The 24790-nt window shown below is 55.3% G+C and carries 18 protein-coding genes; 11 read left to right on the plus strand and 7 right to left on the minus strand.

All coding sequences use genetic code 11. The annotated features are described in order from the left end of the window. Positions 1-5 precede the first annotated feature (5 nt). Entirely contained in the window at positions 6-764 is a 759-nt protein-coding gene (ureG, locus tag MTX78_RS13355) for an urease accessory protein UreG (protein WP_243794984.1), read from the plus strand. Positions 765-819: 55 nt separating this feature from the next. Here ureG and MTX78_RS13360 read toward each other — a convergent pair whose 3' ends face one another. Further along, positions 820-1677 (minus strand): urease accessory protein UreD, encoded by an 858-nt coding sequence (locus tag MTX78_RS13360; RefSeq protein WP_243794986.1) that lies wholly within the window; start codon positions 1675-1677, stop codon positions 820-822. Between the two features lie 407 nt (positions 1678-2084). Here MTX78_RS13360 and MTX78_RS13365 point away from each other — a divergent pair, with 407 nt between their 5' ends. The 3 genes from MTX78_RS13365 (at position 2085) to MTX78_RS13375 (ending at position 3986) form a co-directional block, all read left to right on the plus strand. After that, the gene (locus tag MTX78_RS13365; RefSeq protein WP_243794988.1) at positions 2085-3008 is read left to right on the plus strand and encodes a helix-turn-helix domain-containing protein; all 924 of its coding nucleotides are present in this window, start codon (positions 2085-2087) and stop codon (positions 3006-3008) included. Between the two features lie 193 nt (positions 3009-3201). Continuing rightward, positions 3202-3663: a hypothetical protein gene (locus MTX78_RS13370; RefSeq protein ID WP_243794989.1), complete on the plus strand. Its 462-nt coding sequence runs from the start codon at positions 3202-3204 to the stop codon at positions 3661-3663. A gap of 8 nt (positions 3664-3671) precedes the next feature. After that, a complete protein-coding gene (locus tag MTX78_RS13375; RefSeq protein ID WP_243794991.1) occupies positions 3672-3986 on the plus strand; it encodes a DUF3817 domain-containing protein in 315 nt (104 codons plus the stop codon). A 157-nt stretch (positions 3987-4143) separates the two neighbouring features. Here the strand turns inward: MTX78_RS13375 and MTX78_RS13380 are convergent, their stop codons facing one another. From MTX78_RS13380 to MTX78_RS13400, 5 genes are all read right to left on the minus strand, one after another. Then, positions 4144-4851, minus strand: a complete 708-nt coding sequence (locus MTX78_RS13380) for a dienelactone hydrolase family protein (protein ID WP_243794993.1) — start codon at positions 4849-4851, stop codon at positions 4144-4146. A gap of 4 nt (positions 4852-4855) precedes the next feature. Continuing rightward, entirely contained in the window at positions 4856-7552 is a 2697-nt protein-coding gene (locus MTX78_RS13385) for an MGH1-like glycoside hydrolase domain-containing protein (protein WP_243794994.1), read from the minus strand. A gap of 672 nt (positions 7553-8224) precedes the next feature. Further along, positions 8225-10687, minus strand: a complete 2463-nt coding sequence (locus MTX78_RS13390) for a M1 family metallopeptidase (RefSeq protein WP_243794996.1) — start codon at positions 10685-10687, stop codon at positions 8225-8227. 273 nt (positions 10688-10960) lie between these two features. Further along, complete coding sequence (locus MTX78_RS13395; protein WP_243794998.1) at positions 10961-15229, minus strand: T9SS type A sorting domain-containing protein; 4269 nt, start codon at positions 15227-15229, stop codon at positions 10961-10963. 621 nt (positions 15230-15850) lie between these two features. Next, a complete protein-coding gene (locus MTX78_RS13400; protein ID WP_243794999.1) occupies positions 15851-16948 on the minus strand; it encodes an acetamidase/formamidase family protein in 1098 nt (365 codons plus the stop codon). A gap of 400 nt (positions 16949-17348) precedes the next feature. Here MTX78_RS13400 and MTX78_RS13405 point away from each other — a divergent pair, with 400 nt between their 5' ends. Beyond that, positions 17349-18638, plus strand: a complete 1290-nt coding sequence (locus MTX78_RS13405) for a PQQ-dependent sugar dehydrogenase (RefSeq protein WP_243795001.1) — start codon at positions 17349-17351, stop codon at positions 18636-18638. Positions 18639-18646: 8 nt separating this feature from the next. Next, the gene (locus tag MTX78_RS13410; RefSeq protein WP_243795003.1) at positions 18647-19096 is read left to right on the plus strand and encodes a c-type cytochrome; all 450 of its coding nucleotides are present in this window, start codon (positions 18647-18649) and stop codon (positions 19094-19096) included. A 113-nt stretch (positions 19097-19209) separates the two neighbouring features. Here MTX78_RS13410 and ygiD read toward each other — a convergent pair whose 3' ends face one another. Next, the gene (gene ygiD / locus MTX78_RS13415) at positions 19210-20043 is read right to left on the minus strand and encodes a 4,5-DOPA-extradiol-dioxygenase (RefSeq protein ID WP_243795005.1); all 834 of its coding nucleotides are present in this window, start codon (positions 20041-20043) and stop codon (positions 19210-19212) included. 277 nt (positions 20044-20320) lie between these two features. Here ygiD and MTX78_RS13420 point away from each other — a divergent pair, with 277 nt between their 5' ends. The 5 genes from MTX78_RS13420 (at position 20321) to MTX78_RS13440 (ending at position 24747) form a co-directional block, all read left to right on the plus strand. Then, positions 20321-20713 carry a BlaI/MecI/CopY family transcriptional regulator gene (locus MTX78_RS13420; protein WP_243795006.1) on the plus strand — a complete coding sequence of 131 codons (393 nt, stop codon included), beginning with the start codon at positions 20321-20323 and terminating at the stop codon, positions 20711-20713. 22 nt (positions 20714-20735) lie between these two features. Continuing rightward, entirely contained in the window at positions 20736-22175 is a 1440-nt protein-coding gene (locus MTX78_RS13425; protein WP_243795008.1) for a M56 family metallopeptidase, read from the plus strand. Positions 22176-22459: 284 nt separating this feature from the next. Then, positions 22460-22948 carry an ankyrin repeat domain-containing protein gene (locus MTX78_RS13430; protein WP_243795015.1) on the plus strand — a complete coding sequence of 163 codons (489 nt, stop codon included), beginning with the start codon at positions 22460-22462 and terminating at the stop codon, positions 22946-22948. A gap of 20 nt (positions 22949-22968) precedes the next feature. After that, positions 22969-23541, plus strand: a complete 573-nt coding sequence (locus MTX78_RS13435) for a GNAT family N-acetyltransferase (RefSeq protein WP_243795017.1) — start codon at positions 22969-22971, stop codon at positions 23539-23541. 51 nt (positions 23542-23592) lie between these two features. Beyond that, positions 23593-24747, plus strand: a complete 1155-nt coding sequence (locus tag MTX78_RS13440; protein WP_243795024.1) for an alpha/beta fold hydrolase — start codon at positions 23593-23595, stop codon at positions 24745-24747. Positions 24748-24790: the final 43 nt, after the last annotated feature.

Genomic DNA, 24790 nt, shown 5'->3' on the forward strand with positions numbered 1-24790 from the left:
TCACTATGGCTTTTGCTGACAAACTTGCCCTTCTGCTACACGGCCACACGCACGAGGTGATGGAGTCACCAGGCGACTTCACTAAGCGGGAAACGCGCCGGCTGCCCTCCTACCGTAATTTCCGGAAGCGCGCCTTCACCGTGGGCATTGGCGGGCCGGTGGGCACGGGCAAAACGGCGCTGCTCAAGGCGCTGTGCGAGCGGCTGCGCAACGACTTCGCGCTGGGTGTGGTCACCAACGACATTTTCACCCGCGAAGACGCCGAGTTTCTGATCCGCAACAGTGCCTTAAGTGCCGACCGAATTGTGGGCGTGGAAACCGGCGGCTGCCCCCACGCGGCCATCCGGGAAGATATTTCCGTGAACATGGACGCGCTGGAAGACTTAATGGTGCGTTTCCCAACCTTGGATTTGCTGTTTGTGGAAAGCGGCGGCGACAACCTGGCCGCCCACTTCAGCCGCGAACTAGTGGACTATTCCATCTACGTTATCGACGTATCGGGTGGCGACAAGATTCCGCGTAAAGGCGGCCCCGGCATCACGCAGTCCGACTTGCTGGTCATCAACAAAATCGACCTCAAAGACCTAATTCGGGCCGACTTGGGTGTGATGGAGCGCGACTCGCGGCGGATGCGCGGCGAGGGGCCATTCCTGTTCGCCCGGGCCCTCGACGGCTTCGGCCTCGATGAAATCATCAACCACATTCACGCCGCCAAAGACCGCGCTTTTCAATCGGTTAGTGAGGACCGCCGGCCCCGTTCGTAGTCACAAGTGGTGAGGGGCAAGCTACCATTCATTATACGGAAGGGCAGCTCGTTCCTCAATACTTACGCGCCAGCGGGTTGTAGCCGAAGAATTGCTCTTCAGCCAACACGTCCAGCACTTGCGTGCAAAGCGGCTGCAATGCGTGGCGGCTGTGGGCGGCGGCGCGCAGCACGTACACATCGGCCTTGGCCTGAGTTACGGATATCAGGCAACTATGGCCGCTGAGGTCGAATTGTGGAGTGTCGGGCATGACTAGCTTAAGCTGCTGAAACAACGCCGCAAGGCGCGTGAAGCGCGGGTCAGCGGGGCTCCCCACCAGGTAGAGCGAGAGCACCGTTTGATGAGTGCTGAAATTGGCCGGCGACGTGGCAATGTGCTTGTCGGGGCTGAACGCAAACCGGTCGAGGAGCGTCAGGCGGCCGTGGTGGCGCACGTGCAGCTCCGAGAAGAACGAGTGAAACTCGAATTTCTCGCCGATATCCATGCGGCCGGAATGCAGCCAGTCGGCTACCAGTAGCAGCGCGTTCGGGGCTATGTTCCAGTGCTGGATTTGCCGGTAGCGGCTGCCTGCTTGTGGCACAACGGGGTCGGGGAACACCACGGCCAGGGCTCCTTCGGCCAGTTCGCCAGCAATATGCTGCTCGGCCACCTGGCCGTCAATGGACTTGAAGATTTTGGTGTTGGACTGCGAGCTAACGAACAGCCGGGTATCGGCGCCGCCCGTGATACGTAATTGAATAACGTCGCCGGCCACCATGCCGCCGCCGTAGCTGGACAGCACCGCGTGGCAGGAACCAGAAGGAGCTGTTGGATTCAGAATCTTGAGTGGCTGCAAGTTGCGGCAAGTAATCAGCCGCGACCGGCCTTGCACCTGCGCTACCGCCAGCTCACTCCAATCGGTGGTAAGGGGCATTCTGAGAGCGTTAGGCCGCAATATAGCGGGCGGCAGCAGTCATTTTCGCGCTATTGCGTTCATCAAGCCACAGGACTATCAGCTGAGCCCATTTTCTATTTGCAAAGCACTGCCCCCAGTTGTTTCGCAACCCATAATCATGTTGGGTGGAGACGCGGCACTTCGCGCCGTGTCGTTGTTTGGTTAGCTGTAGCACGAAGCCTTCGACAACCATCGTAAACCTGTTTTAGGCAGGCCACCTGTTCAACGCCGCGACGCGAAGTATCGCGTCTCTGCATTGTTCACGAACTGCAGTGAGCCGGTTAGTAGTTTGCTCCGGTAATAAAGCATCCGGGGGCATAACTCGTCCTTACTGATGCGGCGCTAGTGCAGCGTCAGTACGTTAGCTATTTGGCTGTTTCAACATTATGAGCGCATCATCTTCCCAAGCAATTAACACCTACAATACCAGCGGCTTTCTGACTCATTTCATGCCCGACAAGTCGGCTTTCCGGGATCTGCGGCGGGTAGGGTCGGAGTTGTTTTTTGCGGTAGCCGTGGAGCAGATGTACCAGCAATTCACGCAGGGTATTCCGCCTTCGCGGGCCACAGGGCACAGCTGCCTCTACCTGACTTCGGGCACGGCGCGCATGAGCATCGGCAATGAAATCTATACCATTCAGCCGCAGCAGATGCTAGTGGTACGAGCTGGGCAAGTGCATTCTTTTCAGCCCGGCGACGAGAATACGGGCTTTCTGCTTCACTTTCACGACGATATGCTCCTCGGCAAAACCGGCCCCACCGACGCCCCAAATCCTTTCGAGTTCCTGCAATTTTGGGGCAGCCCCTACATCGAGCTTGATTCGCAAACGGCGGGCTTTGTTGAGAACGGGATGCAGCGTCTGCTCACGGAATTCAACACCCATGCGCTGCATTACCCCGACATTCTGCGCGCTTACCTGCTGGCCTTGCTCCACGAGCTGAACCGGGCCTACGCCACCACTCCCACCCCGCCGCAGTCCTCGGCGCTGGCCATCACCAACCGCTTCAAGCAATTGGTTGCTACTTCGCTGAAATCAGCACATTCCATTAGTGACTACGCTAACCTGCTACACATCACGCCCAACCACTTAACCAAATCCGTGCGCACGGTCACGGGCAAGTCGCCGACGAAGTGGCTGGAAGAAACCGTTGTGTTGGAAGCCAAGGCCCTGCTTTTCCAAAGCACGCTGTCGGTGGCTGAAATTGCCAGCGAAGTTGGCGTGGCCGACCCCTCGTATTTCAGTCGGTTGTTTAAGAAGCACGCCGGGGTGTCGCCGCTGGTATTTCGCAGAATGATTGAAAAGTCCTGATTTCGGCTTTTTCAGTACTAACGCTCCTTTGCGCTGGGTATGACCTTTGCCTCAGCACCCACGCAAAGAATCCAATGGCCTTTCCTCTTCACCAACGCTTGCTGTTTCATACGCCCAGCTCGTTAGGTACTTGTTTATTTTCTGATGCAGCCGGGTCTGGTTATGCCTGCTCTTGCCCAACGGCCTGACGGATATGTACTCTCTGTTGTTGTTTCTGCACTCATTGGGGCGGTGGGCTGTGCTCGGTGGGCTTCTGTATGGTATTGGCCGGGCCTATCAGGGCTGGGTTGGCGGCAAAGCCTTCTCTGCCCACGACAACGCCACCCGGCACACCGTTGCGACCCTTGCACACGTGCAACTCGTGCTAGGTTACGCCTTGTACTTCACGAGTCCGTTGCTGAAAACCTTTCGTTTTCGGGACGCGATGCACGACCCTGGCACGCTGTTTTTCGGCTTTCAGCACGTAGCCGCCATGACGGTGGCTGTGGTCGTCCTGACCATCGGCTCGGCCTTGGCCAAACGCCAGCCAACCAGCCCCACCCAATTTCGCACGATGGCCCTGTGGTTCACGGCCGCCTTGCTACTGATTTTCCTGGCGATACCATGGCCGTTTTCGCCCCTGGCCAACCGCCCGTATTTCCGATTCCCTTTTTAAGTTTGCTGATGTTGAAATCCCCAATTGGCCGCCTCCGCCTACTCGGACTGCTGGAAGGCATTTCCTTACTGTTGCTCATCGGCGTGGCCGTTCCCCTCAAGTACCTCTCCCACGACCCAAGCCTGGTCCGGGCCCTGGGGCCCATCCACGGGTTGCTATTCCTGCTCTTTGTGCTGAACACGGTGCGGGTGGGCGTTGAATATCACTGGCGTTTTGCCACCACCACCTGGAAAGTGCTGCTGGCGTGCGTCGTTCCCTTCGGCACGTTCTACGTCGACCGTAACATCTTGGCTCCCATGCAGAAAAAGGAAGCAGGTTCTTAAAAAGCGCGCCTTACCAGTAGTTTACGGATGACTAGTCTAAAGCACCGTACACACTACAAAGCCGCAGGTTGATGCCAAAGCACATAGCTTTATCATCAACCTGCGGCTTTATAGTGTGTAGGTATACAGTAGCTCTGCATCCATTCCAGGCAACAGCTTAACTGCGCAACTTTTCCTGGAAGAAGGCCAACGTTAGTGCCCAGGCTTCGGCGGCAGCAGCGGGATGGTAGCTGGGCCGCTCGTCGCAGTGGAAGCCGTGGTCGGCGTAGGAAATTACGGTGTTGATATACGGCTTGCCGGCGGCGTCCAGCGCCTGAGTTACTTCTTCGATTTTGTCTTTGCTGATGTGCTGATCCAGCCCGCCCCAGAAGAAAAGGTGCGGGGCGTGCAAATCACTCGCTAGGTTTTTCACGAGGTGGGTACCGCCGCCATAGTAGGACACCGATGCGGCAAGCGGGGCCACGGCATTGGCTACAAACGCAACCCGGCCACCCAAACAGAAGCCGATGCTGCCAATTTTGTCGGTTACGCTGTCTTGGGCTTGCAGCCAGGCCATTGCGGCTTGCACATCAGCGGTCAGTCCCTCAACCGTAATGGCGCTGTAGTGCGGCATGGCACTTGCGAAATCCGAGTACGGAATTTCCAGACCTGGCGCTGCGGTGCGGTGGAATAGCTCGGGTGCCACCACCACGTAGCCAGCTTCGGCCAGGCGGTCGGCAACGTTGCGGATGTGGCCATTTACCCCAAAGGCTTCCTGAAACAGGATGATGCCTGGGTGCGGACCGGCGGTGCTCGGGAATGCCGTGTAAGCGTTTAGCGTGGTGTTGTCGGGAGCTTGGAGCGAAACGGCGTTGGGGTAGCTCATGAACTTAAGCAGAGGTTACAAATAAGCTATCAGAAGCCGATGGCGTGACACTTTGTTTTTCGGATGGTGCCGCCTCCTGTCCTCGTTTCTGCAACAATCTCACAATCAACCCAGTCCAGCCCGTTTGGTGGTTGGCGCCCAAGCCGTGCCCGTCGTCGCCGTGGAAATACTCGTGGAAGAGCAGGTTGTCTTTGAAGTGAGGGTCGGTTTGGAGTAACTCATTATCCCCGAAGGCGGGGCGCCGGCCGTTCTCGTCTTTGAGAAGCAACTTGTTCAGGCGGTCAGCGAGAGCCGCCGCCACTTCTTTCAGATTGAGCAAGTTGCCAGAGCCGGTAGGATATTCCACTCTCAGCGAGTCGCCGTAGTAGAAGTGGAACCGCTCCAACGACTCGATGATGAGGTAGTTGATGGGAAACCAGATAGGTCCGCGCCAGTTGCTGTTGCCGCCGAACATGCTGGATTCTGCTTCGCCAGGCACGTAGCTCACCGAGAAATCCGCTTCCTCTGTGCTGAACACATACGGATGGTCTTGGTGGTAGCGCGACATGGCCCGAATGCCGTATTCCGACAAGAATTCGGCCTCGTCCAGCATGCGGGTAAGGAGTTTGGTGAGCCGTTCCCGGCGCAGCAGCCCTACCAAGTGGCGGGTTCCGCGGCCCGGTTCCTCCCAACGCGCCACCAGCTTGGCTAGGTGCGGCCGGTTGGAGAGCAGCCAGGTAGCGCGTGCCGTAAATTCGGGCATAGCATCCAGGAGTTCCTGCTCTACTATCTCGACGGCAAACAAGGGAATCAGCCCCACGATGGAGCGAACCTTGAGCTTGGTGCGCTCTTCGTCGGGGGTATGCAGCACGTCGTAGTAGAACTCGTCTTCTTCGTCCCAGAGGTTGAATACTCCGTCGCCGCCACGGGTCATGGCATCGGCGATGTACAGGAAATGCTCGAAAAACTTACCGGCAATTTCCTGGTACACCGAGTTGGTTTTGGCCAGTTCCAGGGCCATGCGCATCATGTTCAGCGCGAACATAGCCATCCAGCTCGTGCCATCTGACTGCTCGATATGGCCGCCGGTGGGCAGCGGGGCGCTTCTATCAAACACGCCAATGTTGTCGAGCCCCAGGAAGCCGCCCTCGAAGATGTTGCGGTTGCTTTGGTCTTTGCGGTTCACCCACCACGTGAAATTCAGGGCCAGCTTATGGAACACCGACTCCAAGAAGTAGGTGTCGCCGTTGTCGCCCCGGAGCTTCTTGTCCATCTTGAATACGCGCCAGGTAGCCCAGGCATGCACCGGTGGGTTCACGTCCGAGAGGTTCCACTCGTAGGCAGGGAGCTGGCCGCTGGGGTGCATGTAGGAGTCGCGGGTGAGGAGGCGCAGCTGCTGTTTGGCAAACTCGGCATCGACCATGGCCAGCGGAATGCAGTGGAACGCCAGGTCCCAGGCCGCGTACCACGGATACTCCCACTTGTCAGGCATCGAGATAATGTCGGCGTTGTGCAGGTGCCGCCAGTGCCGGTTGCGGCCTTTGCGCCGCTCAGCGGGCGGCATCAGCATGGCGGGGTCGCCGTCCAGCCATTGGCTCACGTCGTAGTAGTAGAACTGCTTGCTCCACAGCATGCCAGCAAACGCCTGCCGCTGCACATTGCGCGCATCGGGGTTCGTTATGCCCTCCTGCAGGCAGTTGTAGTACTCGTCGGCCTCCTGGCGACGGGTCTCAAATAGTTCGTTGAAATCGGCGAAGGGCGCTTGGTGGTGGTGGGCGCTTAGCCGCAGCCGCACTACGCGCGTAAGGCCGGGTGCCACGCGCAGCTTGTATTGCGCGGCCACTTTAGTGCCTTGCTGCTCGGCGTTGAGGGCGCCGCTTTTGCCTTCCACCACATAGTCGTTGATGCCGTCTTTGAAATGCTGGCCTTCGGCAGGCAATCCATACAGCTTGGCCCCGTTGGTGTTGTTTTCGCAGAACAGCAGCTGGGGGTCTTGGTCGCAGTAGAGCTGATAGGTGCCTAGCGCTTGGTGGTCGATTTCTACGGTTCCCGGCTGCGTCTGGCGCATTTCGGGGCGGTAACTGTCGTGGTCCCAGCTCCAGGTGTTGCGAAACCACAACTGCGGCAACACTTGCAGCCGGGCTGTTTCGGGGCCGCGGTTGTGTACCGTTATTTGAATCAGAATGTCATCGGGGCCAGCCTTGGCGTACTCCACAAACACGTCGAAGTAGCGGCCATCATCAAACACCCCAGTGTCCAGCAACTCAAATTCTGGCTCCTCACGGGTCCGGCGGGCATTTTCGTTGATCAGCTCGTCGTAGGGAAACTCCCGTTGCGGATACTTGTACAGCATCTTCATGTAGGAGTGCGTGGGCGTACTATCTAAGTAGTAGTAATGCTCCTTCACGTCCTCGCCGTGGTTGCCCTGGTAGTTGTTCAAGCCGAACAACCGTTCTTTGATAATATGGTCGCGGCCGTTCCACACGCCCACCGAAAAGCAGAGCTGCTGTTGGTCGTCGGAGATGCCCGCTATGCCTTCCTCGCCCCAACGATAGGCGTAGCTGCGGGCCATGTCGTGGCTGATGAAGCCCCAAGCATTCCCCTCGGCGCTGTAGTCTTCCCGGACTGTCCCCCACTGCCTTTCTGTGAGGTAAGGACCGAACTGTTTCCAAAAAGTGGTGTGCGTATTGTCGTCCGCCAAACGTACCTGTTCCTGCGTCATAAGTAGTAACCCTGAGCCCGAAGGTACGACAGCCAGCGTTGGGCGTTCGGACGAGCTTGGGTTCTAAGACCCTGATTTGCCTGAAAAACAAGCTTTTCGGCAATGCATTCTTGTTCACTGACGCGGTATTCTTTGCTCGAACACTACGGCTTTGGGGCATTTGCGGCCTGCAAGAAATCTGTGTTGGCAATAGCCTATCTGCGCGCAGCCACTCAAGCCAAGAAAGCAGACTCAGCAACGTTTCCAAAGAAAAGCAGGAGCCCAAAACAAGCCTTAAATCGTCTGTGCAGCCCTTTTTGCCGCTATAGGTGCATCACCAACTTCCCGTTGTGCTCTTGCTGCTGGCCTATTGCTACCTGCGGCGTAGCTTCTGCTGGAAGTGACATGTACCTACTCCTGATGCACCTCCATATTTCTTGCGGTTGGACTTACGAAATAGCTGCCATTGCTATAACTTAAAAATCTGCGCTCCTTATTTACCTCTGCTCTACTCACCTAACGCAAGTACGCCCCAGCCCCTCCCACTGCAAGTGCCGTGGCGCACCGGTATCCTGGGCCTAGTAAACAGCCTGAAGCTAATACTCCCTGCACAGGGCTATCCTGTGTAAGCGCCTGCCAAACAACAAAAGCCGCCACTCCATGGAGTAGCGGCTTTTGTTGTTTGGCAGGCGCTTACTTCGCCGCCTCTATCTCGGCTACGGCTTGCTGCACCAGCGTAGTGGCCTGAGTTGCATTCGGGCGGCTGGCCTGCTGCTCCTGAATCTGGCGCAACAACTTGATGAGGGGCACGTGGATGCCAAACTGCTTGTAGCGTACCGCTAGCTCCTTGATCCGGTCGATGCCTTGGGGCAGGGCCGCGGGGTCGTTGAGGCGGTTGAGCAGTTCGGCTACGCTAGGCAGCATTTGCAATCGGTAGTTGGGGCTTGCCGCGTCGAACTTCGCCAGTACCAGCGGCCATTGCGCCGGGCCACCCGCTTTACCATACACCTCCACAAGGGCCAGTGTCAGGTCGGCTTTGTGGTCGGCTTCAAAGGCGGCGGCACGGGCCAAGGCCTGCTTGGCATCGAGCGGCACTAGCGCCCGCAACCCCGCCCCCTGCACCTGGTACGACTTACTGTCCAGGGACGTAACAAACAGCTTGGTGTAGCGCTTGTCCTGGAGGGTAGCGAGAGCCGTAAGGGCCAGCGCCCGCGCCTTCACCGAAGAATCGGTGGTAGCCAATTTGGCTAGTAGTGGCGCGGCTGTTTTGCGTAACGAGGCATTCTTGAGGTCCAGCAAATCAATGGTCATTCGGCGTAGCGCTGGGGCTTTGTCGGTCAGGCCGGACAACAAAAGTTTCTGCGCTAGAGCGTCGGAAAGTTGGGCTTTGGCGGCGGTAAGGGCTTCGCGGCGGTCGAGGTAGCGCGCCGCGTGGCTGTATTGGTAGGCAAATTCGGTTAGCGGCTTATTATCTTTCTTCTGCCAAAGCAAGACTTTGTCGGCATCGACATTCACCAAGTCGGGCTTGGTGGCGGCCGGAAAGTAGAGCGTGTCAACGGCGTGGCGCAGCGTGGCCGGGTAGCGTTGCGGACGGCCGTTAGTGTATACATCCACGTGGAGCGGTAGCACGAACGGCGCTCCGGCCTGGGTTTGCCGCACGATTACCGCCTGCCGTTTGCGGGCGCCGTCCCAGTGGTAGTCGATGGTGACGGTGGGGTGGCCGGGGCGGTAATACCACTGGTCGAAAAACCAGTTTAAATCCTGGCCTGAAACTTCTTCCAGCGCCAGCCGCAGGTCGTGCGGCTCACCGGTACCGAAGGCGTGCTGCTTTAGGTAGCGCTGTAACCCCCGAAAAAATACGTCCTGGCCCAGATGATGACGCAGCATGTTCAGGATGCTGCCGCCCTTCTGGTACGACACGGCATCGAACATGTCTTCCTTGTCGGCGTACTGGTAGCGCGCCAGGGGCTTGGTGTAGTTGGCCGGGTTGCCGAAGTAGACCCGCATGCTTAAGTCGGCTTGCGCCGCGGCGGCATCGGCCCCGTATTCCTGTTCGGCCCAGAGCACCTCGCTGAAGTTGGCAAACGACTCGTTCATGGTCAGGTTGCTCCAGCTCTCGGTAGTCACGTAGTCGCCAAACCAGTGGTGAAACAGCTCGTGGGCTATTTCGCGCTCCACACCAGAATATTCCCAATCCAGCAACTCCCGGGCGTTGCCTTGGGCTTGTTCGCCAAATAGGGAAGCGGTGGTGTTTTCCATGGCTCCGGCCACAAACTCACGCGCGACCACCTGGGCGTACTTGTTCCACGGAAATTCCACGCCCAGCAGCTGCGAGAAGTAGTCCAGCATTCGGGGCGTTTTGCCGAAGATTTGTCTGGCTTGGGGCGCGTACTGTGGTTCTAAATAGTAGCTCACTTCCTTGCCGCGCCACGTGTCTTTGGTGATGCGAAAATCGCCGACGGCCATCATGAACAGGTACGGCGCGTGCGGCAACTCCATCTTCCAGGTATCGGTGCGCAAACCAGCGCCGGCCGGCTTCTGGCTCACCAGCGCGCCGTTGCTGAGCGTGACGTACTTGGCCGGCACGGTCATGCTGATTTCGGAAGTGGACTTTTGGTTGGGCTTGTCGATGGTAGGAAACCACACGGAATTGGACTCACTCTCGCCCTGGGTCCAGATCTGCACGGGCTTGCCGCTCATGGCGCTATCGGGGTTGATGAAGTACAAGCCCTTGGCCCCACTGATAGCCGCGCTGCCCTCCACCTGTAGCTCATCGGGCTTGGCCGTATACTCGATGTAGAGGGTATAAGCGGTGCCCGGCGCCACGAATTTGCCTAGGTGGATGCGCAGATTGGTTTGGTTGTAGTCGAACTTTAGTTGCTGCTGCCGCTCTCCGTTCATCAGCGCCACCGCCTTAATATCCATGCCTTTGGCATCAAGCCGCACCGAATCGGTGGCGTAGGCGTGGGGTGTGAGGGTCACCCATTCCTTGCCGTAGAGGTAGCGCTTGCCATAGTCGAAACGCACGTCGAGCCTAGTGTGCACCAGGTCGTTGACTTTGCGTTCGGTGGCACGATAGAGAGTGGCCGTTGGTTGCTGAGCCACCGCCGTGGTGGCAGCTGCTAAGCCAGAGAGGAGCAGGAAGAGGTTTCGCATCGAGAGCACAAAGTATAGAGACTTCTACAGAGTAGATGGCTGTACTTTGCCAAGAGTTGTCTGCACTCCTTGATTCCCGTATTAGCCTCATTCCTGCATACGTGCTACCACCGCCACCTTGTACGTGACAACCCCGTGTACTACAGAGCATTGAAGCTAGCTTCCACCTGCTGCAACTCGCTTGAACTAAGCTTCTTTCTGGAAAAATTTATCCGCAAACAGAAACGGCCCAGCAACTTGCCGGGCCGTTTCTGTTTGCGACTGTAACAGGACTTAGTTGTGCAACAAGCGCAGCGCTAGTTGTACACTGTTGCCGCTTACCTGCACCACATAGGAGCCCGGAGCGAGTGCCGTAGTGGACAGCTCATAGACTTGCTTGCCACTCAGGGTTTGCTGACTGAGCACGCGGCCGGTCATATCCAGGATCTGTACTTGGTAGTTGCCGGCTGGTACTTCCCTCAGATCGAGTGTGGCCTGGGCTTGGGCGGGGTTTGGATACAGCCGGATGGCCGTTTGCACACTCTTCTCGAAGCGTACAGCCTCCACTCCACTGTAAGTATCGGCACCATCAGCATCTATCTGGTGCAACCGATAGTAGACAATCGAAGACACGGCGCGTTGCGCAGCACTTGCATCCGTGTAGCGGTAGGTGTGCTCCCGGTTGCTGTATCCCTGCCCCTTCACTGAACCAATAACCTCGAAGTGCAACCCGTCCAGCGAGCGTTCCACTTCGAAACGGTCACTGTTCTTTTCCGAAGCCGTTACCCACGTAAGGGCGGCGTCCTGGCGGATAGCCAACGCACTGAACTGCTTAAGCTCCACCGGCAACGGCCGGGCAATGGATACGTCTTCCCCAGTGGAACTAGTGCTTAGGTAGTTCGTACCAGGAGCAGCCGTAGTGCCACTTTGGTAAGTACCACCAGGCGTTATCATTCTGCTAGCGGTTGACCGTGTAGGATCAAGGTACACTACCTGAGCACCCGACTGATAAGGCGTATTGTTGACAGCAGTAGTGGCCATATCTACCTGAAAGGTGATGGTTAAAATAGCCCCGGCAGGAATATCGATTCCACTGAAAGCAGGAGCAGACGATGCTGCATCAGGTGCGCTGTAGGAATTGAGTGCGCCTGTTGTGGTAGTGAGTGCAACAACCGTTTTATCGGCCAGCGTGATGGTGGCGGCCGAAGTGCTCTTGTACTTGAACAACCCACTTGCGGTACCGGTAGCAGAACCACCAGTTGTTGTATTGGTACCGTTGGCTAGCGTTACCAGGGCGCTTACGTCTGTAGCGGCCCCGCCATTATTGACAACGGTTAAGGTATAGGTAGCTTGCATAGCTTGGCCACGAACGACCTGAGGCGTATTCGTCCGAAGGAAAACGTCCAGATCGGGGCGGCAACCGAGAGTTGCCGAAATACCCGTTGCAGTGTACTGTATTTCCGGACCCGAAATTCCCGGACCTGACCCGTTTGTGGTTGCATTACCATTCGTAGTAGCTCTAGCAGTACCCGCTGCACCTGCTGTTCTAACCGTTGGAGGATCTGTTGGAGCATTATAATACACCACCCCTCCGCTACCGCCGCCACCGGCTCCCAGTAAAGGGCTTACAGTAGTGGCAGAAGTGGTGTTCCCACCATTTCCACCATCGGCGTTGATTGTTACAGTAGCGAGTGAATTGGAACTAGTAATTAATACGCTGCCACCGCCGCCGCCGCCGCCAGCTCCATTAGCTGTAGTGCTACCGCCGTTGCCACCTCTAACGTTCATAACACCAGTGCCTGACACAGTGCCCGTACGCAGGATGATAATTCCTCCTCCGTTGGCACCATTGCCATTTTCTGCGCCCAACGTACTGCTGCTACCAGCTCCACCGCCACCGCCCATGAACAGCCGTCCCCCTGCTGAGAGGCCAGGAGCCGTTGCTCCTAATCCACCCACTACGGTTGCTGTGCTATAATTACCGCCGTTCCCGCCATTGTCGCTACTGATGGCATTAGAGCCGCCACCGCCGCCAGTATTGCCGGTATTAGTGGTTACTGCTGCATCGGTGCCTCCCCCTCCAGCATTGCCGGGTGCTCCTCTACCGACGCTGCCTCCTGGGTAGGCTTCCTGACCCAGATCAAGAAATGCAGTGTTGGTTTGACGTACATAGCGCGGGGTTCCAACTATTCCTTCACCCTTAGATCCGTGTGCTCCGGCAAGTCCTTTGTCACCAGCTATATTAACATAATCGTTGCTGCTATATCCGGTAGAGATGCCTGCAAATCGTACTCCTCCGCCCCCTCTGAACCCCTTGCTAGTCATATTGAAGGCCGTCGTTGTAGTGCCAAAGGTGGTGACACCTACTACGTCAAGCACCACCACTCCACCAGTCGTGCCATTCCAAGCTGCCCCGGTAGTGGTAGCTGTACCGGCAGCATTATATGAGGAGTATTGAGGTACACGAATAACTTGAAAACGCTGTGGACCAGCCGATGATGTAGCTGCTGCCGCAGTATATGCGTTTGTCAAGCCTTTCATCAAGATTAATGTACCTCCCCCAGCATAAGAGACATTGGTATTAGGCGCTGCCACTGCGTACTCATACACACCTGCTGTGACATTGCTTAATGCACCGTAGCTGCTGGTATTAGTTGAATTTATAGTTGCCCCCTGCATCTGCATTACCAACACCAAATCGCCAGGCATGATGGGGGTATCATATCCCGTACCAGAACCAGCTAGCGTAATACTCGTGGCTCCAACCCCCACAGATGCTTGCCCCTGGAAGTAGGTATTAACAACAATTTCGCTTCCATCCGACGCAAGAGCGCCTATTGGACCAGGGCCATCTTTGCCAGGACCACCGCACCCATTGGAGATGCCGGTCAAGCTGTACCCTCCAGTGGCTAAGTTGGCCGCATTATTTGCAGTACTTGGGTCGGGCACCGCAGTAGTAAAGGAAGATGCTCCTGTAACACTGCCCGAGTTCAAGGTAAATGCTACTGGGTTTTCTATCGGCGTGTCGGAAGGCGACAAGGAGGGGATAGCAGCAAAAGTGATGGTCGTCACCTTGGCGGTACCCGTACCAGACGTGGTAACAGACGAATTAGCGGGCCGTTGCGTGATGCTTATGTCCCCCGTTAGCACCAATTTCGGCACCACATTGGCGCCTGCTTCAATACCAACGTTGGACGTGGTAGTAGTATAAGTAACCGAAGACCCTACGTTTACGGCAGTAGGTCCGTTGAGCGTGGTTGCTATATCAGCCCCTGTAACGTTGATGGTGATTGTACCCTGGTTGGAAATAGATTTCAGGATACTCTGCACTGTGTAAGGCACCGTGAATGTGCCCGCGAAATTGCCAGAGGGGGTAAACGTCACCGCCCCGTCAGTACCGATAGCAAACGTACCCTCCGGAACTGACAAATTCCTGTCAATAGCAACTGTTGTCGGGTCTAAATCAAGGGTAGCAACGTCGAGAGAGCTGCCTGAAGCCTCATCGTTGGTCAGAGGGCTGAACGTTACCGGCGTATTGCTACGGTACGAGGTGAACACAACGTCATTATTCGCTACAGGAGGCCGAACAATCTGCAGGTCCCGCACCTCATGAAAGTTGGTGCTGCCACCTGTAGATGCCGCAAAGCCAATCCGCAGGCTGGCGGGCATAACCTGAGTGGCACTGGTGAAAGTGTAATTGTCTATCACCGTTGTAACAGTACTAGGACCGTTCTGAATCCGCACCGTGACCTTGTAGGTAGTGGAGCCTTTACTGATCGGGAATACGTCGACGAATACCCGCCGGTAATCAGGAGAAGTGTTTTGAGCTCGGGAAGTAGCCACATCAATACCAAAACCGCCAGGATTCAGCGTTCTAGTCCCTCCACTAATCGTGTATGTACCAGTAGCTTTGCCCGTTATATAAGGGTAAGCTGTATTACTGGTAGTAGCATTGCCAGCACCTCTGATAGCCACTCCGGAAATAACCCGACCTGGCCCTCCATTTTTACCCTCAATTCCTGCGGAGTAACCACCAAACTCGTCTAAGCCGATGCCAATGAATCCTCCCGTTGCACCTGGTGTGTTGATAGATCCTGCTACCAGCGGCGCGTAGCCTAAGGAGCCGCCATAACCACCCGGCACAAACGCACTGGCACTGGTCACCTGGGTTCCGTCAATTAGGAACAGGCTGATACCATCAGCTTTTGCTTGTTGGCTGTCGGTGGTGGTGCCGCCGTAGGAAAAGTACTCGAATGAGATGCTGAAGCCGTTTACCGGATTGAACGTCTGTGTGGAAATAGCAAACCCCCTCTGGTTGCCAGCATTAGTAGTCAGCCGTAGATACCCACCGGCATCCGTGCCGGAGGTGCCGGTCAGCGTGGCATTACCTCCTACCCGGAAGTTGGCTGCACTATTAGTGCGGAAGTCATCCTTGATAAAGTAGTCTTGTGCTTGGGCCTGCTTCGGTCCGGCCAGACAATATGCCACTAGGATTCCAGCATATACTTTTTGCGATTTCCAGCAAAAAGGTTTGGCAAACAGTTCAGTAAAAGTTTGTTTCATAAGACAACACCAAAGCACTTAATAGCATTTTTTTATTAACACCGCGTTCATTCTTTTGATACAACAGGTGTTTTACCAATGCGTGATGCCTGAGGCAAAGTTCAATTTCACCCCTAGCAAAAGCACAGCACATTATTACAACGACACAAATTTCAAACCCAGACACGCAAGCTTATACCACTGCTAATGAAGCCCTTCTATTGCATAAGCGCGCAACAAAGATGTGTATTATACAAATAAACTCAATAAAATACTACTAAAATTTATGGTTAATAATGGTATTGTTTAATTATGCCTACCTAAGATAGTACTACTATATTTTGTCGAACCGAACTATTTGTCCCATAAAAAGAATACCCTCGTCTTATGTACAATTCTGAGAATCGACACAAGACGAGGGCAAAAGTGTACTAGTGAGAAATCAAGCCAGGAGGAATACGCTTTACTCCACCTCCTGCTAACTCCCGCACATGTGGCTAGAGAGTTCCAACGTTTGGAAAGTCCCATGGGCGCCAAACAGTTGCTTATTTAGGCACAGGTTAGGTCACCTCGAACCCACATCAGGTATACGTAAATAAGATCAGCCTGAGAATTTTTAACTGGTTCATGGCGTTTTAGGCGCTACTTGCTAGTGCTTTTGCTGGTGGTTTTGCCCGTAAAAATCACCTTCGGAATCATGCTGTGGACGCCCTTGGTGCCATCTACCAGCTGTGTGATTTCCATATCGGCGGCTACACTGGCCAACATGTAAGCATCGTCGTGGCTGAGGTTCTTCTCTTGCATCAAAAAGGTTATCATTTCGCGCAGAGCCACTTTAGTGGCTTTGGTTAGGTCTTCGTCGGTGCCCATGGTGATGAAATGAGTGGGCGTTTCGGCGCGGGGCCAGGTGAGGTGCATATCCTTGCGCACCACAAATTCCAGCGTGCCCGTCAGAGACGTTTCCAACCCCGTAATGTCCACTTCGCCGTTGCCTTGGCCGGCGTGGCCGTCGCCTACCTCAAACAAGGCGCCGGGCACGTGCACCGGAATGTAGAGCGTGGTACCAGCTACCAGTTCTTTGTTGTCGAGGTTGCCGGCGTGGATGCCGGGCGGGGCACTGTTTACGCGGCCCGCTGCTGGCGGAGGCGCCACACCCATACTACCAAAAAACGGCCGGAGCGGAATCTCGATGCCGGGCGCAAATTGGGCCGTCATGCGTTTCTTGTCGAGCGGGATGATGCGCATTTTGGCGTAGCCAAAGTCCTCGGGCAGAAAGCCACTGGTCGGACCGAAAGCGTTGTAGGCGTATGGAATAGCCAGCTCCACTTTCCGGATGCGCACTTCCAGCACGTCGCCGGGCTCGGCCCCTTCCACGTAGATGGGCCCGGTCAGAATATGGCCTCCGGGGCCTTTGTTGGTTACGTCCTTGTGAATGTCGCGCAGGGACTGTTCTACTTGTGCTGGCGGTAGCCCCGCTCCTTCTAGCCGCGTCGGACTGGAGGTGATAAGTGTTTGTACTTCCACTTTGTCGCCGGACTTGATACGTAACACAGGTTTGGCAGCAGCATCATAGAAGCCCCACGCAACTGTTGTGGGGGTGGGCTTCAACTGGTGCGTGGTCGGTTTGCTGGGCTGCATTTTAGCAGCAGGCTGTTGGGCCTGGGCACAGGTAGCGAGCAACAAACTAGCCCCAAACGCCGAGGCCGTAGCGCGGTTTAAGATGTGTTGGAGTGTAGTCATAGTAAATGGCAGCAACAATGGCAGATGTGCCAAGCTACGCATCAAGTGCCCAACCGCCCACCCTTGTTTTTCAACTGGTGCTGCTTAGATCGTGTGGAAGGCTTACATAGTTGCCGCCGACGCAGATGTATGGTGGGGCGCATACCCGTCAACCATTGGGGTTTCATTAGGTTACTGCATGTGGGTAGCTACAGCTACTGTCGCTATGCAATGGGGCCTGCTGTGGCGCTCCGTAGCGGCTTGGCTGCTCGCGCCGCGGCAGGTCGGTTTCAACTGCGTGAGAAAGTAATATCCCAGCTAATCAGCCAGTCAGCCATGATGCGTGTTCTTCTTGTTCACCAAATGATTTACTTGCTACATTATCTAGGAAAAAACCTGATTCACCGAACCCATACTCACTATGACCACTCACTTATCCCGGTACCTGCTGTTATCAACGGCCTTGGTCGGGAGCCTGTCTTTGTTTGCCTTGAAGGCCAAGAACCCCCTGGCGCCGGTACCTGATGCCGACAATGCTGGCTTGAAACTACCAGCCGGCTTTGGCGCCCTGAAAGTGGCGGAAACGGGAGGCCGCGCCCGGCACATCACCGTTACGCCGCAAGGCACCATCTACGTGAAGCTAAACCGGCCCAACTCGGCCGGCAAAGGCATTCTGGTGTTGCGCCAAGCCGCCAACGGCAAAGCTGAAGTGGCGAGTGGCTTCGGCAACTATGGCGGCACGGGCATCTACAGCGCACCAGGCTTCTTGTATGCCTCTTCCGACCAAGAAGTGTTTCGCTACAAGCTGGACAGCAAAGGCCAAGTAACTAACCCCGACCAACCCGAGAAAATCGTCACGGGCCTCATCAACCGCCGCCAGCACGAAAGCAAATCCATTGCGCTGGACAAGGAAGGCAACCTCTACGTAAACGTGGGAGCCTATTCCAACTCCTGCCAAGTGAAGGACCGCCAGAAGGGCTCCTTGGGCATGCCCAATTGCCCCGTACTCGACTCGGCGGGCGGCATCTGGCAGTTCAAAGCTGATAAGCTCAACCAGACCTACGGCAACGGCACCCGGTACGCCACCGGGCTGCGCAACGTGGTGGGGCTGGATTGGAATGCGCAAACCAACCAGCTCTTCGTGATGCAACACGGCCGCGACCAGCTGTACGACAACTTCCCGGCGCTGTATGACAGCAAGCAGTCGGCGGAACTGCCGGCCGAGTGCATGTACGCCCTCAAAAAAGGCGACAATGCCGGCTGGCCCTACATGTACTACGACAACATCCAGCACAAGAAAATGATGATGCCTGAGTACGGCGGCGACGGCAAGAAAGAGGCGACCGGCAACTTCATCGACCCGGCCATGGCCTACCCCGCCCACACGGCTCCTGATGCACTGCTGTTTTATACCGGCACCATGTTTCCGGAAAAGTACCGCAACGGCGCCTTCATTGCCTTTCACGGCTCCTGGAACCGTGCTCCTGAGCCTCAGAAAGGCTATTACGTGGTATTTCAACCCTTCAAGGATGGCAAGCCCTTCGGCGACTATGAAGTATTTGCCGACAACTTTGCGGGCTCTGCTGCCAACGCGGCGGCCGGCCGGCCGGAGCACAAGCCTTGCGGCCTCGCTCAGGGCCCCGACGGCTCGCTCTATGTAACCGACGACAAGCAGGGCACGATTTACCGCATTGTATATGCCAAAAAATAAGTTGATAGATGAAGCATATTCTTGCTACCCTGTGCGTACTTACCTGGTGTAGCTACGCAGCACACGCCCAGAAAAAACCAGTTCCCAAAGCCAAACCAGTTGCCAGCACTTCTGCTGTTTCAGCGGCTACGTTAGCCGCCGGCAAAACCGTCTACGTGCAGAACTGCCTCACCTGCCACCAAGCCGATGGCGGCGGCGTGGACAACATGAACCCGCCCCTAACCAAAACCAGCTACGTGTTGGGCGAAAAACCCCGGCTCGTGAAAGTTATCCTTAACGGCCTGCAAGGCGAAGACATCGACGGTGAGCCGTACAACAACGTGATGCCTGCGTTCGACGTCCTGAGCGACCAGCAAATTGCCGACGTTTTAACTTACGTGCGCAACAGCTTCGGCAACAAAGCCAGTGGCATTAAAGCGCCGGAAGTGAAAGCCATCCGCGTAGCCAATAAGAAGTAGGCGCCCCTACCCTCCACTACAAAAGGCCCCGGTGCAGCTACGCGCCGGGGCCTTTTCATTTTCAAAAAACACTACTCGAAGTACTTTCGACTGCCTTTCAACGGCACTGCCCCCTATCCCACCACAAACGTGCGCATGCTCATACCACCGAAGCTGACTTCCTCGTAGGCGTGACGAATAGCATCGTCGGGCTCAGCCAAGGCGAGGCTGTAGAGCATCGGAATGTAGTGGTCGGGGGTGGGCACCGAGAGGGAGCCGCTGGCCCCGGCTTGCTGGTAGTGCGCCAACGCCAGCAGGTCGCGCTGATTGATTTTCACTTTAGCCCATTCATCGAACTCTTGCGCCCATGCGTACGGCGTGGCGTCGTCGGCCATGAACTTGGGCATGCTCTGGCGCAGGTTGTGCACGATGTTGCCGCTGCCCACAATCAGCACCCCGCGGCGGCGCAGAAACCGGAGTTGCTTGGACAGGTCGGCATGAAAGGTCATCGGCTTGTGGTAGTCGATGCTAAGCTGGAACACCGGAATATCAGCTTCCGGAAACAAGTGGTGCAGCACCGTCCAGGTGCCGTGGTCGAGGCCCCATTCGTCGGTGGGGTGCGCATCGGGCAGCGCGGCCAGCACCTCCTGGGCTACATCGGGCGCGCCGGGTGCCGGGTACTGCATATCGAACAATTCCTGTGGGAAGCCGCCAAAATCGTGGATGGTTTCGGGGCGCTCATTGACGGCCACGAAGGTGCCGCGCGTGAGCCAGTGCGCCGATACCACCAGTATCGCCCGCGGCGGCTGCACGTTGCGGATGTCGCGGCCTAGCTGGTGCAGGGTTTGGGTGAACGGGTTATCGGCCAGCGCATTCATAGGCGAACCATGCCCAACGAAGAGCACAGGCATTTTCACTGTTTTTTGGAAGCTGCTGGCAGTGGCGTGAAGGTCTTGCAGAGAATTCATAGCGAGAGCAACAAGTAAAACGGCTAGGTTTTCAACCATCCCAAGGATGCGTTGGCCTATGCCCTATACAACAAATGTACCTACATTATTTCTTGATCTACTTATTGTTTGAGCAGCAGATACCAAAAATGCTACAGGTCAACATCAAAACGACATTCAATTGATCAATAGATACTTACACTAGTATAGCACGCCCATATAGAGACAAAACGGATGAATACGTTTTAAAACTTATTAATAAGTTGTATAACTGATAAATACGTTATACGTTTAGCCTATGGAAGAGCTAACCAAAACAGAGGAGCGCATTATGCAAATCCTCTGGAAGCTGAAGAAGGCTTTCGTCAAGGACATCATCGAGCAATTGCCCGACGAGCCGAAACCGCCCTACAACACCATCTCGTCGGTGGTGCGCATTTTGGAGCGCAAGGAGTATGTGGGTTTTACAGCCTATGGCAAAACCTACGAGTACTTCCCGCTGATCAGCCGTGCTCAATACCGAGCGGCCAGCTTCAAACGCCTGCTCACGCAGTACTTTGATAACTCACCCTCCGATTTAGTATCGTTTATGGTGGAAGAGGAAAAGCTTGATCAACAGCAGGTTCAGTTGCTGCTGCTCAAGTTACTCCAAGCCGATCAGGCTTCCAAGCAAGACGGTGATGCTAAGTAGCTGCTTCCTGTACTTGGTGGAAGTGTCCTTCTGCCTGGCTGTTTTCGCGCTCCTGTACCGGTTGCTTTTTGCCAACCTCACTTATTTCAGTTGGAATCGGTGGTACCTAGTAGCAAGCATAGCTGTAAGCTTGGGGCTGCCGCTGGTGTCGTTCCCGGCCCTTACTGCGTATCTGTTTGCCACGCCCACTCCCGACCAAGAGCCGCTGCTCTTGCGCCTAAACTGGCAACAACTGGAAGCGGCTGCGGCTTCCGCTACCCCGCCAACCACACCGCTAAACGGACTGAATTGGACGCTAGCAGGGCTTTTGGCCGTGTACGGCTTGGGAATGCTGCACCGGCTGCAAGGCCTCGTGCGGAACCTGTGGTGGCTGCGGCGGCTAGCGCGGCGGCACCCACGTACCAACCACGGCGCGTTCTGGCTCGTCGAGCTTTCTGCTCGCCAAATGCCGGCTTTTTCGTTTGGACGCAACGTTTTTTTGTCGCCCCTACACGCTAGCCTTAGCTCCGCGGAGCGAGAGCAGCTTTTGCAACACGAGCTAGTGCACGTACGGCAGCGGCACACGCTGGATATCCTCCTGCTTGAAAGTGTAAGCGTACTGCTGTGGTTCAACCCTACTATCTATTACCTCCGCAATCAGCTGAAAGCGGTGCACGAATACCTAGCCGATGCGGCCGTAGCTCGCGAGGCTGGCAGCGTTTCCGGCTACGGTCAGTTGCTACTCAAGCTGGCCGCACAGCCGTTTCCGCTTTCCTTGGTTCATGCATTTTCCACCAAACAGATAGTTCAACGCATCACTATGCTCACAACGCCATCCTCTCGCCCCATGCAAAAGCTACGTTTCCTTCTTGCGCTGCCATTAGCAGCCGGCGCGTGGTTGGCCACCGCCTGCGTTGATTCCCCTACCCCTATTGGTGCAGCACCTTCCAAGTCGCCTTCCACCACGGCCGCGGCCACTACCACGTCCATCGCCAGTATCACGTGGCAAGGCAACACAGTGGTATCAACTGAGCGCCTTAACCAAGCCCTTGACCTGAAGCCCGGCGACGCCTACGATTCCCTCGCTTTGGAAAAGCGCCTCAGCTTCTCACCCGATGGTAAGGATGTGACGTCGCTTTACATGGACCAGGGCTACCTCTTCTTTTCCGTTGCACCCACCGTCCAGCGTCAGCCTGACGGCAGCGTGGCACTAACCCTGAAAATTGCAGAAGGCCGCCGAGCACAACTTGGCACTATCACGTTCACTGGTAATAATAAAGCGTCTGCGGAGTCTTTGCTGGAAGCTATTCCCCTGCGTTCCGGCGACACTTTCAGCCGGGCCAAGCTCATGGAAGCGCAAAAGAACTTGGCGCTATTAGGCTCCTTCGACCCTAACCAGGTTGGTGTGAATCCGAGTCCTGCTATGCGCCCCAATGCAACCACCGATTTAGTGAACGTAGAGTTTACGCTGGTGGAACGGTAGTAGATACTGTCTTTTAGGTCGTCCTCACCAAGAATAAAAACCCCGAAACCCTGATGAGTTTCGGGGTTTTCTTGTTTGCGGCCAGCCCGTAGCAGAACAATTTATCAAACAGGGGAGTGAACCTGATTCGCGGTGGCTATAAGTTTTAACCGATGAGTTATTCTCCCATCGGGGGTGGGAGTTAGGTGTTGTTATAAGACAAGAGATGATGTGAAGCACTACAGCCGTGTATATTGTGGCGCGTAGCAAATTATAGTAGCTACTCACTGTGCAACGAAGGATGTATGGCAAGAGCAGGTAGACCTCATAAATCAGACCCTCGCGTTGATGATGTGCTTTATAGTATAAAAAAGGATGACGCTTCAGGCGTAAAGCAGCTTCTGTCGGAAATAGGCATTGATGCCTGTGATGGCTACTTACGGACCGCCTTGCTCTGGGCAACATTCTACGGCAACACCCCCATACTTGAGTGGCTGATAGATAACGGAGCCAATAGCAATCATCAGGATAGAAATGGCTATTGTGCGCTGCATTTTGCTGGCCAAGAAAAGCAATTCGAATGCGCTGAACTTCTACTTACCAAAGGAGCAAATCTTGAGCTACCGGACATTCACGGCAACACCCCCATTTGGACAGCCCTTTTCAATGCAAAAGACGACCATAGGTTAGTGAATCTCTACCTTCAGAAAGGGGCAAACCTTGACCACCTCAATAAGTATGGCAAGACCCCACGGCAAGTGTTCGAAAGGGTGAGCAGCCATACCCAAAACTGAAATTTTCTCAACTACTACCCATGGAGCTTACAATAGCTGGACTAGATGATATTGCAGGCGTTCTGAATCTTCACAAGAAATACCAGGTCGATACGATTTTGGAGGAAGACAAAAAGGACGGCTTTGTAACGACGTCCTTCACTAGAGAGCAGCTCACAAAACTCATAGAGGAAGAGCAAGGACTGTTCATTGCCACGCAGGACGGGGCGGTAATTGCTTACGTCATGTCGGCGTCCTGGCAATTTTGGTCGGGGTGGCCCATCTTCTCCTACATGACCGACCGCCTCCCAACGCTGAAATATGCGGGCCATACCCTGAGTGCCCATAACTCCTATCAGTACGGCCCCATCTGCGTTGATAAAGCTCACAGGGGCAGCGGATTACTGGAAGCCATTTTCGATTTTGCACGAGAGAAAATGGCCACCCGCTATCCGGTCCTGGTAACCTTTATCAATATGATAAATGCGCGGTCTTACGCAGCACACACCCAAAAGCTAGGGCTTGAAGTAATAGCGGAGTTCGAATTCAACAACAACCAATACTTCGAGCTAGCATATGACACCTCGAAAGCACTGACCCACAGTCAGAAGTAGACTACACAGATAAAGCCACCATCACAGAAGTTGCTTACTCGGCACCTACCCATGAAGCTGTATTTTTTGGCATTTCTATGCTGTGCAATCCAGTTGCTTCCCCAGCGCGCGCATAGCCAAGCACTTGACACATTGGTTGACGTGGGCGGCTACCGGCTGCACTTCAACATCGTCAGAGGCAAGGGGTTGCCTATTTTGCTTGAAGCGGGTGGCGGCGACGATGCCCGCGTGTGGCAGCAACTGCTGAAGCCCCTGGCCGCAGCCACTGGCGCCACCCTAATAAGCTATGACCGCCCTGGCTTCGGGAAAAGCGAGAATTCCAAGGAGCCCGACGACGCCCAGCACGGCATTATGAGCGGTATCCAAGGGTTAGAAACCGGCCTCAAGAAGCTCGGCTACAGCAAAGACCTTCTGCTGGTAGCCCATTCCTACGGCGGTTTTTACAGCACTTTGTATGCTTCACGGCACCCGGAGGCCGTGAAGGCGGTGGTGTTAGTAGATGCCATGCTGGCCTGCTATGCTACCGATGAATTCCTTGCGAGCATGATGCGCGACATGCAGGCCGACATTGCTAAAAACAAAGTTGAGAACCGAGGCAGATACTATCAAACCAGTAATTATGCCGCTACGGTGAAAGTGATGCGCAAGGTCTCGTTTCCAGCCTCTATCCCGGTTATTGATCTGGTAGCGGAGGCCCCTTTTTCACCGAAACCCGAGGAAGCAGCCCGTTGGAGAACCTGCCATAAAGAGTTTACAGCTGCCTCCCCCAATCGGGAAAGCATTACGGCGTACGGCTGCGGCCATTACATCTTTCTAGACAACCCGGCCTTGGTTGTCAGCGCTATTGCCAAAGCCTATGGCAACACCCGCGGGCAGCAGAAAAACGCCGACTTGTTGAAGCGCAGCCTCGCATATTCCCTTGAATCGAACAACGAGCTAAAGAAGCGCGAAACCGAATACCGCCATTCGGAAAGCGACCTGAATACGTGGGGCTACACCCTGATGCGCCAGGGAGAAACCCAAAAAGCGCTGGAAATATTCAAGCTAAATACCGTCATGCATCCTCAGAGCGGCAACGCATTCGACAGCTTAGCAGAGGCTTACTTGCATGCAGGAAATAAAGAGCTAGCTAAAATCAATTATAAAAAGTCAGTTGAACTTGACCCGAAGAACAACAACGCAGTAGAGGTGTTGAAGACCCTATAAAAATACCGCATCGTATTCACTCGCTCCATTTGTTTCGCTCAGT

This window comes from Hymenobacter tibetensis (assembly GCF_022827545.1).
In the GTDB taxonomy this organism is placed as follows: Bacteria; Bacteroidota; Bacteroidia; order Cytophagales; family Hymenobacteraceae; genus Hymenobacter; species Hymenobacter tibetensis.